Origin of the sequence: Prauserella aidingensis (genome assembly GCF_024171865.1) — a bacterium.
Lineage (GTDB): Bacteria > Actinomycetota > Actinomycetes > Mycobacteriales > Pseudonocardiaceae > Prauserella > Prauserella aidingensis.
Map to the genome: position 1 here is coordinate 15116 of NZ_JAMTCN010000039.1, position 14293 is coordinate 29408.

A 14293-nucleotide genomic window follows, 5' to 3' on the forward strand; every position below is an offset into this window, starting at 1 on the left:
TTGCGGGCATGCACGAGATGACGCGTGACGAATGGTGGCTGTTCGCGAGCGAGGGCACCCGCACGGGCAAGGTCGGCGTCGTCCGGGGTGGCGGTGCGCCGCACGTGACGCCGGTGTGGTTCGTCCTCCACGAGGGGGAGGGCGGCGACGAGATCGTCTTCAACACCGGTGCGGAGACGGTCAAGGGCCGGGCGTTGCGCCGCGATCCGCGACTGTCGATGACGGTCGACGACCAGGCCCCGCCGTTCTCGTACGTGCACTTCACCGCGGAGGCGACGTTGTCCGACGACCTCGACGCGATGTTGCCGTGGGCGACGGCGATCGGCGGTCGGTACATGGGGGAGGAGAACGCCGAGGCGTTCGGCAAGCGCAACGCGGTCGCCGGTGAACTGCTCGTGCGCGCCCGCATCACGAAGGTCGTCGCCCACGCCGATCTGGCGGACTGAGGCCGAACCCGGCGGTTCGGGAACGCCGGACTCCCTCCGGACTCCCTGCGGGGTACCGCGCGGATCGTTGCCGGGTTGATGGTCGAAACGTCGTAGAGCGCTGTCATCGTGGGCCGCGACGGCAGCGCGAACGACGTGCGACACGAGCGGTGGAGATGTCCATGGGCGACGAGCGGGACCTGATCGACTTCGACACCGAGTACGTGCTCGCCGAGGTGTTTCCGGGGCGTGTCGGCGCCCCGGCCGTATATCGCCGCTGCACGTGGTGCACGGATCAGCAGCCGTGGCCGGCCGCAGAGCTCACCGTGGTCAAGACGCGGGTGAGCGGTGACCCGCGCGGACGTCTCCTGCTCTATTGCCCGGACCACGTGGATGGCAGGGGCGCCGCGGGGCCCGCAGGTACGTCCGGCCGGACAGGGTCGCGGTGCCCGCAGTGCTGGGTCGAGGTGCCGGCCGGTACCGGGTTCTGCGACATGTGTGAGATCGCGGTCGGATAGCGCGACGCGTGTCGTGACGACCTTTCGGGCGCGGGATCCTGCATTCGGATCAGCTCAGGTTGTCTGCAGCTACTGTTTGACACAACTTGCAGTCGTGGCTATAAATTCAGGTGAAGGCAGTGGACGAGCCGGAGTCGACCGAGAGGTGGCATCGGAGGGGTTCACGATGCTCATGGCGACGCTCAGGCCGGTGCGGCCGCCGTGAACGAGGGTCTTGGCGTGACGGCTCCACGTCGGTCACCGGCCTACTGGGTGCCGTGGAAGTCTCCTCGGGAACAACTTTCTTGAGTTCATCGTTGTCAAGAATGAAGCCGCCCGGTGAAGGTGGCTGGGGTGAGTAACGACGAGCGTGACAACCGGAGAAGGAGGTAGTTGGTGGCCATGTTGATGCGGACGGACCCGTTCCGTGAGCTGGACAGGATCTCGCAGCAGTTCTTCGGTCAGAACGGGACCTCGACGCGGCCCGCGGCGATGCCGATGGACGCGTTCCGTTCCGGGGACGACTACGTCGTCAAGTTCGACCTGCCCGGCGTTTCGGCCGATGCGATCGACCTGGACGTCGAGCGCAACGTCCTCACCGTGAAGGCCGAGCGCGGTGCGGACTACGGCGACGGCGACGAGGTGCAGGTCTCGGAGCGTCCACGGGGGACGTTCTCGCGGCAGCTGTTCCTCGGGGACACGCTCGACGCCGACAAGGTGCAGGCCAGCTACGACGCCGGCGTGCTGACGCTGCGGATCCCGGTGGCCGAGCAGGCCAAGCCGCGCAAGATCGCCATCACCGGCGGTGAGGAGCGCAAGGAGATCAACGCCTGAGCGCAGCCGATGCGCTCCGAGCCGGCCCCGCGGCGACGGGCAGTTCCGTTGCCGCGGGGCCGGACGTCGCTTCCACGGCACGCGCCCGACTCCGACAGATACGGCTCTCGACAAGTACGACTTCTCGGCACGGCGGACGCCATGCGCCGCCACGACACGACCCGTACGCCCTGCTGGGCGTCCCGCGCGGAGCGAATCTGCGTGAGATCACCGCGTCGTACCGACGCCGCGTCCGCCGGCTGCATCCCACGCCGAGCACTTGGCCGCGGTTGTGGCGGCCTACGATCTGTTGCGCTCCCGCCTGCGCCGACGTGTCGTTCAGGAGCACCGTGCGGGCCAGGGAGATCACCTTCCTCGATACGCCCGGAACCGGGGTCGACTTCAGCGGCGACACCGATGATCGGACGTCGACCTCCGGTAGCAGACGAGTCCGTCTTCCTGACCCGGTTCGTGCGGGGGCGACCTACCGCGACATCCGGATCGACCACTGGATCACGGCGAGCTCGCATGTCGACACGTCGACCTGACTGCTCGCGTCATGCGACTCCGTGACGGCACAGCACTCGCCGAACCCGGGCCCGGGCCTGCGGCGTCGACGGATCACCTCGAACGTTCGAGAGCTCGCGTGGCGCTCGTATCCGGGGCGAGTTCGAGCCGGCGCAGCAGCTGTGCGTTGAGCGCGACGACGACGGTGGATGCGGACATGAGGATCGCCCCCACACTCATCGGCAGCAGGAACCCGACGGGCGCGAGCACACCTGCGGCGAGCGGAACCGAGACCAGGTTGTAGCCGGCAGCCCACCACAGGTTCTGTTTCATCTTCCCGTATGTCGCGCGCGACAGTTCGACGACCGACAGCACCGAACGCGGGTCGGAACTGGCGAGGATCACACCTGCCGAGCCGATCGCCACATCGGTGCCCGCGCCGATGGCGATGCCCACGTCGGCTTGGGCGAGCGCGGGGGCGTCGTTGACACCGTCGCCGACCATGGCGACCCGGTAGTTCTCCTCCTGGAGCTGCGCGACCTTGGCGGCCTTGTCCTCGGGCCGGACGCCGGCGAACACCCGGTCGATACCGAGATCCGCCGCGACGGTGTCGGCCACGGCCTTGGCGTCGCCGGTGATCATCACGACCTCGGTGCCGGCGGCGTGCAGGGCGTCGACGGCTTCGCGCGACTCGGGCCTGATCTCGTCGGCGAGCCGCAGTGCACCGACGACCTCGCCGTCGGCGAGGACGTGGAGGATGATCGCGCCTTCCTCGCGCCACCGGTCGGCGACGGGCATTTCCTCGGCTTCGCGCTGTTCGAGCAGGTACGGACCGCCGACCTCGATCACGGCGCCGTCGACCGTCGCCGCCACCCCGACCGCGGGTGACGAGGAGAAGTCGGACGCGGCGGGAACGCTGAGTTCCCGGGAACGGGCGGCGCCCACCACGGCCCGGGCCAGCGGGTGCTCACTGTCGGCCTCGGCGGCGGCGGCCAGGGCCAGCACGTCGTTCTCGTCACGATCGCCTGCGGGGTCGACCGAGGTGACGGCGGGCTCGCCCTTGGTCAGCGTGCCGGTCTTGTCGAACAGCACCGCGTCGACGGTGCGCATCGACTCGAGCGCCAGGCGGTCCTTGACCAGCACACCGCCGCGGGCGGCGCGTTCGGTCGCGATGGACACGACCAGCGGGATCGCCAGCCCCAGCGCGTGGGGGCAGGCGATGACCAGCACGGTGATCGTGCGGACCACGGCGTCGTCGGGCAGTCCGGTCAGCGACCACACGATCGCGGTCAGCACGGCCGATCCGAGGGCGAACCAGAACAGCCAGGCGGCGGCGGTGTCGGCGATGCGCTGCGCACGGGAGGACGAGGCCTGGGCGTCGGTGACGAGCTTCTGGATACCGGCCAGGGCCGTCTCGTCGCCGATCGCCGTGACCTCGACGCGCAGCCCGGAATCGGTGGCGACGGTGCCGGCCACGACCTGGTCACCGTTCCCGCGCCGCACGGGCTTGGACTCGCCGGTGACCATCGACTCGTCCATCGAGGCCGAGCCGTCGGTGATCGTCCCGTCCGCCGGCACCGATGAGCCGGGGCGAACGACGACGACGTCCCCGACGGCCAGTTCGGCGGGATCCACCGTCACCACCTGGTCGCCGTCGACCTTCTCGGCCTCGTCGGGTAGCAGTGCGGCCAGGGAATCGAGCGCCGAGGTGGTCTGGGCCAGGGAGCGCATCTCCAGCCAGTGCCCCAGCAGCATGATGACCACCAGGAGCGCGAGCTCCCACCAGAAGTTCAGTTCGTGGTCGAGGATCCGCAGGCTGGCGCCCCAGGAGGCGAGGAACGCGACGGTGATCGCCAGGGCGACGAGCAGCATCATTCCGGGAGTGCGAGCGCGGATCTCACCCGCACCGCCACTGAGGAAGGGCCACCCGCCCCAGAGGTAGACGAGTGTTCCCAGCACCGGAGAAACCCACCAGACCCAGGCCGCGTCGGGCAATTGGTAGCCGACGAGGTCGGCGAACATGTCGTTGAACCCGACCACGGGGACGGCCAGCAGGAGCATGATCCAGAACAGTCGGCGGAATTGCCCCACGTGATCCCCGTGGCCGCCATGACCGCCGTGATCACCGTGGTCGCCATGGCTGTGATCGGCCGCGCTCTCGTCGTGCTCGTCGTGGTGGGCCCGGTGGCCCGCGTGCGGGTCGGACTCGTGGTGTTGCCCGTGCTCGGGCGCCTCGGGTGACTGTGTCGAGGGATCCTGGCTCATGGTCATCGCTTCCGTTCGGCGTCCCATCGAGGGTGATACGCGGGTGCATTCCGCGCAGCGCTCGCGTCCGGACGATCGCCGTGCTCGTGGGCGTGCTGTGTGCCCGTGCCGTTGGTGCCCGTGCCGTTCTGTGCGGCTGTGCTGTGTGCCCGTGCTGTGCCGTGCTGTGTACCTGTGGATACGGTATACCCCTAAGGGGTACGGAGCCAACGGTCGTGCCGGCTGGCGGATCATCGGAACGTGGTGGTGCGAGAATCGTGATCGTCACGTTCGAACCCGACCACAGGCTCGTCGTCCCGCAGTCGAGTTGTGGTGTCGGCCGACTGTTCACCGAGGAATGCGCCCATGGCTCACCCTGCGCCGCGGCGGCGGAACCTGGTCATCGCCGCCGTCTCGCTCCTGATCGCCGGACTCGCACTCGCCGGCTGTTCCGGCGCGGAGTCCGCGTCCGCCCCGCAGACCGCCCGTGATGGGGCAGGCGGCGGTGGGCTGCTGGCCGACCACGAACTTGATGACCTCGACACCCCCGAGGTCATCGAACGACTGGACAGCATGCCCGTCGACGACCGCCCGTCCGACCTGCTCGCATCCGTGCGCCCCGACGCGCTCGTCCTCAGTGACGAGCAACAGCGCGCGGTCGAGCTGCCGATGCCCGACGACCAGGTCTACGTATCGGTCGCCCCCTACCGGCAGCGGACACACGAGTGCCACTTCCACAGCCTGACCACGTGCGAGGGCGAGCTTGGCAACGCGGCGGTCCGGGTCGTGCTCACCGGCCCCGGCGGTGACGTGCTGCTCGTCGACGAGACGCGGGAGACCTTCGACAACGGCTTCGTCGGCCTGTGGGTGCCGCGGGACATCGAGGCGACGCTGACGATCGCGCACGAGGGGCGAACCGGGACCGCACGCATCGCGACGGGCAGCGACGACGACCCCACCTGCATCACGAACCTGCGGCTGACCTGAGCGAGGCCGGGACACCTGAAGAGTCCGGGTGACCTGTGGCGGGTGTCCACGATGGTCTGACCCGGCGTTTTCTGGTGCACGCGGCGGGCACCTCGGCGGCGGGCTTCGGCCGGCACGACAGTGGCGCGCTGCATCCAACAGGCCGTCGTGCCCGGATCACTCCGGGGATGCGACGTCGTCACTGAGTTGTGATGCCAATCGGCCGGTTGCGGCGTTACGCAGGGGGTGTTCTCGACGAAGGTGTAGTGGGCGTATCTCTTGGACGTGGTCCCTCGCACGATAGTGCGCGGGACCGGTAGGTAATAGCGTCATGGACAAGGGTGAGCGCTGCCGGGTGGTACGCGTACGGAGAGCGAGGGGCGATACATGGCGGACGGAGCCACGGCCGAACTCACGACGGGGGCGTTGGTCGCGGTACGCGGGCACAAGTGGATCGTCAGCGACGTCGACGCCGCTGGCGGCAACACACTGGTGTCGCTGCAGAGCGTCGAGGATGGTCGCTTCGGTGACACGCTGGACGTGATCTGGGAGATCGAGCCGGGCAGGCAGGTCTTGCCGAGCGGTTCGCTGCCGGACGTCACCGAGCAGGGCTTCGACCCGCCCGAGCAGCTCGCCGCGTTCCTGGACGCCGTGCGCTGGTCCGCGGTCACCTCGGCCGACACGCAGACTCTCCAGGCGCCCTACCGCTCGGGCGTGGCCATCGAGGACTATCAGCTGGAACCGCTGGCCCGCGCGGTCGGCGCGCCCCGCGTGAACCTGCTGCTGGCTGATGACGTGGGGCTCGGCAAGACCATCGAAGCCGGGCTCGTCGCGCAGGAGCTGCTGCTGCGGCACCGCACCCAGCGCATCATGATCGTCGCCCCGGCAGGCCTGACCACCAAGTGGCGGGACGAGATGGCCGAGAAGTTCGGCCTGGACTTCACGATCATCGATTCGGAGCGCTGTGCCCAGGTGCGCCGCGAGTACGGCAGCGCGGCGAACCCGTTCAACGTCTACCCGTTGACGATCGTCAGCCTGCCGTGGCTGCGGGGCGCCAAGGCCCAGCGCCTGTTGGACGAGGTACTGCCCGCCGAAGGACCTTCGTACCCGCGCACCTTCGACCTGCTGATCCTCGACGAGGCGCACCACGTGGCCCCGGCTGCCCCGAAGCAGGTGTACGCGGTGGATTCGCAGCAGACGAAGCTCATCCGCAAGCTCGCACCGCACTTCACGCACCGGTTGTTCGCCTCGGCCACCCCGCACAACGGGTACCAGGCCTCGTTCACCGCGCTCCTCGAGATCCTGGACGACCAGCGGTTCGCCCGCGGCGTCGACGCGGACGAGACGGCCGTGGCCGAGACCGTGGTGCGCAGGCTCAAGCGCGACATCACCGATGCCGACGGCACGCCGCGCTTCACGCGGCGCAACGCGCAGGAGATCCCGGTCGAGTATCCGGAGTCCGAGCGCGAGATCCACGACCTGCTCACCCGATTCGCCGAGCAGCGCCGGAAGAAGCTCACCACCCGGCGCGGGCACAAGGCCACCGACCTGGTGACGCTGCTGCTGAAGAAGCGCATGTTCTCCAGCCCGGCGGCGCTGAAGCACACCATCGAGGTCTACCTGGAGACGCTGAAGGGCAAGAGCGGTGTGCCCACGGCGGGCGGGGACGACATCCCGGAGTGGATGGAGGATTTCTTCGACGATCTCGCTTCCTACGACGACGACCGCATGGCCGAGGCCGAGGACGACGCGCTCGGCCGTACCCGGCCCATGCAGCCGGACACGGACGACGACGAGACGTCGCTACTCAACCGCATGCGCGACTGGGCGCTGGCACACGAGGCGCAGCCGGACGCCAAGGCCCGCAAGCTGCTCGAGTACCTGATCGCCACCTGCCGCCCGGACGGGAAGTGGACGAACGAGCGCGTCGTCGTGTTCACCGAGTACCGGGACACCCAGCTGTGGCTGGCCGGACTGCTGCGCCAGGAAGGCCTCGCCGGCGATCGCCTGGCCGAACTGCACGGCGGTATCGGCACCGACGAGCGGGAACAGCTGCGGCTGGCGTTCCAGAAGCCGCCGGCCGAGCACCCGGTGCGCATCCTGCTCGCCACCGACGCCGCGAGCGAGGGCATCGACCTGCAGCGCTACTGCCACCGGCTCGTGAACTACGACATCCCGTTCAACCCGAACAAGCTGGAACAGCGCATCGGCCGCATCGACCGGTACGGCCAGGAGGAGACCCCGGAGATCCGGCACTTCGTGGGCACCGGCTGGGACGCGCCGGTCGGCACCTACGAGGCCGACCTGGAGTTCCTCTCCCGGGTGGCGAAGAAGGTCTCGAAGATGGAGGCCGATCTCGGGTCGGTCAACGCGGTGCTCTCCGACGCCGTGCAGCGCCGGATGCTCGGCGAGTCGCTGAAGGTGGACGTGGACTCCGCGGGGCGGGACAAGCAGCGCGTCGCCGCCGAGTCGGACGTGCGTGGCCAGGTGCGCAAGCTGCGTTCGAAGCTGGAGGAGACTGTCGGCGAACTCGGTATCACGCCCGGCAGGGTGAAGCGAGTGGTGGACACCGCTCTGGACCTGGCCAACCAGCAGCCGTTGCGCGAGCACCGCGACGAGAAGCACCTCGCCGAGGGGCTGTATGACGTGCCGACGATGACCGGTTCGTGGGTGCGTGCCACCGAGGGCTTGATCGAGAAGTTCCAGGGTACTGGCGAGGACGGGAAACGCGCGCGGGACGTGCAGCCGCGCCAGTTGCCGGTCACGTTCGACCAGGAGGTGGCCCGGGGCCGCGACGATGTCGTGCTGGCGCATCTGAATCATCCGCTGGTCGCGATGTCCACCCGGTTGCTGCGGACCGCGGTGTCCAATGAGGACGTGGGGCTGCACCGGGCGACGGCTGTGGTCAGCGACGACCCGGAGTTGGAGGACGTGCTGGTCGGCGCGTATTCGCGGTACGTCCTGGTCGGTGCGGACGGCGTGCGGTTGCACGAAGAAGTGCTCTACGCGGGCGGCTGGGCCCCGGAGAACGGCCGCTTCCGCAGGCTGGAGAACCTGGGCCGGCTGGGCGGGATGCTCGGCCGCGCGCTCGATTCCGGCACGCCGGCGTCCGAGCCGGTTCGCAGGCGGCTGGCCGCGCGCTGGCCTCGCGTGTCGGACGGTCTGGTGAACGCGCTGGACTGGCGCAGCAACACCAAGCGGGAGCAGTTGACCCGCAGGCTCGCGCAGCGCGAGGAGGAGGAACGCGCCCGCATCACGCAGGTGATCGACCAGTTCTCCGCGACGCTGAGCGCGAAGTTGAGTGGAGATGAGCAGGCCGACGAGCACGCGCTGTTCTCCGTGGAGGCCACGAAACCGCAAGAGGAGCTGGCCCAGCTGCGGCGGGACCGGCAGAAGTGGCAGCAGCGGCTCGATGAGCTTGCGACCGAGCGGGACCGCGAGCTGGAGGCGATCGCGGCCCGCTACAGCGACCAGCAGGAACACCGTTTCCCGATCGCGGTGGTGTTCGTCGTGCCGAAGCGGGAGGCAATCCGATGAGTGCCCGGACCAGTGGACGCGGCCGTCGGTCGCACGCGCCGGACAGCGCGCAGCAGCACCGTGACTGGCTGAACTTGATCGAGGTCAGCGGCCCGTTCCTGTCGCTGCCAGTGTTGCGTCAGGCCTGGCCGAGCCTGGATGCGCTGGACAAGACGGCACGTGAGGGGCTGCGCCAGGCGCACGCTGACTGGTTGGCCGATCCGGATGCCGGTCAGCAGGTCTGGATCCGCTACGTGCTGGGCGAACTGCTCGGCTGGGACGGTGAGCAGGAAGGCGTTCTGCACTGGCACGCGGAGTCGGCGCTGGACCCGCTGGCGATGGACGTGGGCGAGCACGACACCAGCGTGGTCCCGGATTTCGCGCTGGTGCAGCCCGGCGAGGACGCCAAACCCGCCACCACGGAGCTGCTCGGGATGGTGTGCCCGCCCGGCTCGCCGCCGACCGCGCGGGTGAAGGGGGAGAGCTGGGCGGCCACGCCGGTGGACCGGCTGGCGCAGCTGTGCCGCCAGCACGAGGTGGAGCTGGGGCTGGCGACCGACGGCCGGTGGTGGACGCTGGTGTGGGCGCCGCGCCGGAAGGTGACCACGACCGCGACGTTCGACGCGGCGTCCTGGCCGGAGAAATCGGAAGAGTACGTGGTCCGCGCTTTCGTGTCGCTGCTGAACAGGCAGCGGTTCTCCGGCGTCCCGGACGACGAGAAGCTCGTCACGCTGTTGGATGCGAGCAAGGACTCGCAGGAAGACATCACCGAGGCCCTTGGCGTTCAGGTGCGTCAGGCGGTGGAGCTGCTGGTCGCGGCGATCGGCCGGGCGGACTCCGCTCAGCGTGGGCGTGGCGAGCAGGGGCTGGACAACGTTGAGGCGCACGAGGTGTATCGCGGTGCGGTTTCGGTGATGATGCGCCTCGTGTTCGTGCTCTTCGCCGAGGAGCGCGGCCTGCTCCCGGCGGACAACGAGCTCTATGCCAACGCGTATTCGGCCGGACGGCTGTGTGAGGTGCTGGAGCAGCAGGCTCGCGAGGGCAGCGAGGACGACCTGGAGCACAGTTCGCAGCGCTGGCACCGGCTGCTTGCGCTGTTCGACGCGGTGTATCACGGCGTGGAGCACCCGAAGCTCACCATGCACGCGCATGACGGTTCGCTGTTCGACCCGGGCCAGTTCGCGTGGCTGCCGCGCACGATCGATGATCGCACGGTGTTGCACATGCTGCGTGCCGTGCAGTACGTGCAGGTCGGCACCGGGAAGAACAAGGAGCTGCGCAAGCTCTCGTTCCGTGAGCTGGACGTGGAGCAGATCGGCTATGTCTACGAGGGCCTGCTGGCCTACGACGGTTTCCGTGCCGGGGACGTGGTGCTCGGTCTGATCGGCAAGGCCGGTGTGGAGAAGGAAGTCGGCCTGCGGGAACTGGAAGACCTCGCCGCGGGTACGGAGAACGTCTCCGCGCTCGCAAAGAAGCTGGCTGAGGAGTACAAGGACTACAAGATCGGCACGCCGAAGGCGCTGGAGAAGGCGCTGGCGCCGTTGTCCGGTACGGAGCTGGAGAACGCGCGCCGCAAGCTCCTGGCCGCCACCGATGGCGATGCTGCGCTGACGGAGCGGTTGTTGCCGTTCTATGGCGTGATCCGGCAGGACCTGCGTGAACTGCCGGTGGTGATCATGCCGGGCGAGCTGTATGTCACGGACTCGCCGTTGCGGAAGAACACCGGCACGCACTACACGCCCCGTGAGCTGGCGGAGGAAGTGGTCGAGGGCGCGCTCGAACCGCTGGTGTACGAGCCGGGGCCGTTGCAGACGGCGGACAGGAGCGAGTGGAAGCTCAAGTCCAGTGCGGAGATCCTGTCGCTGAAGATCGCTGACATCGCGATGGGCTCGGCCGCGTTCCTCGTCGCTGCGGCCCGTTATCTCGGTGGGAAGCTCCTGGAAGCCTGGACCCGCGAAGGCGACGACCGGGTGCGCGACTATCAGGTGAGCACGCCGATCAGCGACGCGGACGTCGATCCGGTGGTGGTCGAGGCGCGCCGGGAGATCATCGAGCACTGTCTCTATGGCGCGGACATCAACAAGATGGCCGTTGAGATGGCGAAGCTGTCGCTGTGGCTGGTGTCGATGGACCCGAGCCGCCCGTTCACGTTCTTGGACGACCGCTTGGTGGCGGGTGACTCGCTGCTCGGCATCACGTCGTTGGACCAGCTCGAGTACATGCACATGGATCCGAAGAAGGGCCGCGAGCTGCACGACCGCCTCGATCCGCAGCTGCTGGCCAACGTCCGGTCCGTGGTGGCCGAGGTGGCCGAGGACCGCCGCAAGCTCACCGAGGTCGACGGTTCGACGTTGGAGGGCTTGAACCGGAAGCGTGCGATCCTGGAGGAATCGGCCCTCAAAACGAGCCGAGCCCGCATCTTCGCTGACCTCGCGGTAGGAGCGGCGCTGGCACATGCCGGCCGTGGCGACCGCGGACTGGCGGCGGGCTCCATCGCCGCCGCAGACTACGCCCGCCGCTTCGATACCACCGAGATGGAAGCCCGCAAACAGGCGCGGGAATGGCTCGACACGGATCTGCCGGACGGCAACTTCATCCGCGAGACCTTGCATTGGCCACTGGTCTTCCCAGAAGTTTTCGAGCAAGACGGCTTCGACGCGGTCATCGGTAACCCGCCGTTCCTCGGTGGGAAGAAGATCAGCGGCGCAAGTGGTTCTGCGTACCGTGAGTACCTCGTGCAGGCGATCGGCGGGGGCGTGAAAGGCAATGCTGACCTCATTGCGTACTTCGCGTTGCGAGCACATGGAACGCTGAATCACGCGGGGCAGACCGGCCTCATCGCGACGAACACCCTGGCCCAGGGCGACACCCGCGAAGTCGGGCTTGACCAGCTTGGTGCTGGCGGTGTCACGATCCGTCAGTCAACGAAGAGCAAGCCGTGGCCGTCGAAGTCGGCAGCACTCGAATACTGTGCGATCTGGACCAGCCGCAAGGCGCTTTCTGATGGCGCGGAGCGCCGAGCTGATGGTGTGATTGTTCCTGCTATTACAGCGTCGCTTGACCCAGAATCGCGGGCGACCGGCAATCCCGAGCGACTCGCTAGGAACCGAGGTATCTCGTTCCAAGGTAGCAACGTTCTCGGTACCGGGTTCACGATGGAGCCTGAGCGGGCGCACGAGCTGATCGCCAGCGATGAGCGGAATAGAGATGTGTTGTTCCCATATCTCAACGGCCAGGATATAAACTCCAGTCCAACGGCATCGCCGAGCCGGTGGGTTATCAACTTCCACGACTGGAGTGAGGATAAGGCGCGAAAATATCCCGAGTGCTACGAACAGGTTCGTAGCGATGTCCGGGCCGAGCGCGCCGCGAAAAGCAAAGACGTCGCTGAGTGGGACTGGTGGCGCTACTGGAGGCCACGCCCCAACCTTTATCAGACCATTGCGGGGTTGGAGCGGGTTATTGTGCTTACACGACACACAAAGATCTGTATGCCGGCGATCGTGCCGACCGGTCAGGTCTTCTCGGATGCGCTGGGAGTTTTTGCCAGTGACAACATGGCGATGTTGGCTCTGCTGTCTAGCGCGCAGCACTTTTGGTGGGCGAAGACTCGTGGCTCGACACTAGGGGCAGGGATTCGCTACACACCGTCGGATGTGTTCGAGACGTTCCCGTTGCCGGAGCTGACCGGTGAGCTGCGTGAGCTGGGCGAGCGTCTGGACACCTATCGGCGGGACGTGATGCTGTCCCGCAACGCGGGGTTGACGAAGACGTACAACCTGGTCTTCGACCCGGGCTGCCGGGACGAGGACATCGAGGAGTTGCGGCGTATTCACCGGGAGATCGACGAGGCCGCGATCCGCGCCTACGGCTGGGAGGATCGGGTCGAGGCGGTCGGCGGTTTGGATCATGGTTTCCACCCGGTCGGCCGCGAGACCCGCTACACGATCGGCCCTGCCGCCCAGCGTGAGGTCCTGGACAGCCTCCTCGAACTCAACCACGAACGCTACGCCGAAGAAGTAGCCCAAGGCCTCCACGACAAGAAGGGCAAGGCGCGTGGCGGCGGTGAGCAGGGAGCCTTGCTCTAAATTTAGCTATTGTCCACGTTGATCCTATCCCTCAATAGGGAAGTTGCTGTAAGAAGTAGATGGGAAATCAAATCAATGGAATCGGTCCTCGAGATCGTCCTCACTGCGGCTTCGACGACTGGTGCCACCTGGGTTGTGGCTAGCGCCGTTGTGCGCCGGCAAGAAAATGCAAAGCAGGCCATTAGTGTGCGGCAGAGTGTTCGCGCGAAACTAGGTGAGATTACCTACGGACCCGAGCTCTACTTGGTAAGGAGGATGAGTTCAGGTGGTGATTCTGTGCCCGATGTTTTCTATCTTGCCTACAAGGAATGCACGGAACTTATGGAGCTTGCAGTGCGGCTTCCGCGGCACCAGAGGGCGCTAGTTAAAAGGTATTGCTCGTTCATTTATGGAGACCCTATTGTGAGTGTTTCCGGCAGGTTTCCCAGCGGCCCTCCGGGAGTTGAGGCAATATGGAACAAGATATCTTATATTATACAGTTACCGGGGCGGAAAATTTCCACAACCATCGAAAAGGGGGAGCTTCTGACTCTGGCGTTCGGACGAGATGTCTCTGCGGTTCTCCCAAGGGAAGATGAGGGCGACGTACTCCGAGACGCCCCCTGTCGCGGCTATCTGAATATATTTCGCATGACAAACAGTGAGGAGGCGAAAGCATGGGAGAACGCTAATGCGTTACGTCAAGCTGCGGCTTATGCTGTAAAGTTCTTAACAGAAGAAACTAGGCGGCTTAGTTTGGGATCATTTATTGTAAGCACATTTTGGCGACGGAGGATGTATCGTCGGATATTGGAGTCATAAACCTTGACTGGGTTTTCTAGCTGGGCGCGGCGATCTTTAATGTTCGGTCGGACTTGTTTTGGTTGCAGATCCCTGCCCGGTGGAACTCTTCGTCATCTTGGCTTAGAGCCCCTAACAGGTTGATGATCTTGGTTTGAGATGATCTTGGTGTGGCTGCGCCGTGGGTCGTGTCGGACGAGTTGTGGGCCCGGATAGGGCCGTTGTTGCCGGTGCGTCCGGCGAGTCGGACGGGGCCGAAGCCGTTGCCGGATCGGCAGGTGTTGCAGGGGATCCTGTTCGTGTTGTTCACCGGGATCGGGTGGGAGGACCTGCCTCAGGAGCTGGGGTTCGGTTCCGGGATGACGTGCTGGCGACGGCTTCGGGACTGGCAGGAGCTCGGGGTCTTCGACCGGTTGCATCAGGAGCTACTCGCCGAGTTGAACGCCGCCGGGGAGAT

General features: G+C 66.8%; 10 protein-coding genes. 9 read left to right on the forward strand and 1 reads right to left on the reverse strand.

Features of this window, described 5'->3' with window-relative positions; all coding sequences use genetic code 11:
• The first annotated feature begins 8 nt into the window (after positions 1-8).
• The 4 genes from LY13_RS24090 to LY13_RS24105 all read left to right on the forward strand — a co-directional run bounded on the left by LY13_RS24090 (position 9) and on the right by LY13_RS24105 (position 2283).
• Positions 9-446 (forward strand): PPOX class F420-dependent oxidoreductase, encoded by a 438-nt coding sequence (locus LY13_RS24090; RefSeq protein WP_253830855.1) that lies wholly within the window; start codon positions 9-11, stop codon positions 444-446.
• Between the two features lie 161 nt (positions 447-607).
• Positions 608-943, forward strand: a complete 336-nt coding sequence (locus LY13_RS24095) for a hypothetical protein (protein ID WP_253830856.1) — start codon at positions 608-610, stop codon at positions 941-943.
• Between the two features lie 381 nt (positions 944-1324).
• Positions 1325-1756: an Hsp20/alpha crystallin family protein gene (locus LY13_RS24100; RefSeq protein WP_253830862.1), complete on the forward strand. Its 432-nt coding sequence runs from the start codon at positions 1325-1327 to the stop codon at positions 1754-1756.
• Between the two features lie 329 nt (positions 1757-2085).
• A complete protein-coding gene (locus tag LY13_RS24105) occupies positions 2086-2283 on the forward strand; it encodes a hypothetical protein (RefSeq protein WP_253830857.1) in 198 nt (65 codons plus the stop codon).
• A 73-nt stretch (positions 2284-2356) separates the two neighbouring features.
• Here LY13_RS24105 and LY13_RS24110 read toward each other — a convergent pair whose 3' ends face one another.
• The gene (locus LY13_RS24110) at positions 2357-4303 is read right to left on the reverse strand and encodes a heavy metal translocating P-type ATPase (protein ID WP_253830858.1); all 1947 of its coding nucleotides are present in this window, start codon (positions 4301-4303) and stop codon (positions 2357-2359) included.
• Positions 4304-4351: 48 nt separating this feature from the next.
• On the opposite strand from LY13_RS24110, the gene LY13_RS25785 reads away from it, so the two are divergent.
• From LY13_RS25785 to LY13_RS24130, 5 genes are all read left to right on the forward strand, one after another.
• Positions 4352-4483 (forward strand): hypothetical protein, encoded by a 132-nt coding sequence (locus tag LY13_RS25785; RefSeq protein ID WP_301299583.1) that lies wholly within the window; start codon positions 4352-4354, stop codon positions 4481-4483.
• Positions 4484-4852: 369 nt separating this feature from the next.
• On the forward strand, positions 4853-5473 hold the full coding sequence (locus LY13_RS24115) for a CueP family metal-binding protein (RefSeq protein ID WP_253830859.1): 621 nt from the start codon (positions 4853-4855) through the stop codon (positions 5471-5473).
• 366 nt (positions 5474-5839) lie between these two features.
• Positions 5840-8989 carry a DISARM system SNF2-like helicase DrmD gene (drmD, locus tag LY13_RS24120; RefSeq protein ID WP_253830860.1) on the forward strand — a complete coding sequence of 1050 codons (3150 nt, stop codon included), beginning with the start codon at positions 5840-5842 and terminating at the stop codon, positions 8987-8989.
• Positions 8986-13056, forward strand: a complete 4071-nt coding sequence (locus LY13_RS24125) for an Eco57I restriction-modification methylase domain-containing protein (RefSeq protein WP_253830861.1) — start codon at positions 8986-8988, stop codon at positions 13054-13056. The genes drmD and LY13_RS24125 overlap by 4 nt, the downstream gene beginning before the upstream one ends.
• Positions 13057-14006: 950 nt before the next feature.
• Positions 14007-14293, forward strand: a 287-nt coding sequence (locus LY13_RS24130) for a transposase (RefSeq protein WP_253830806.1), incomplete at its 3' end; no start/stop codon positions are given.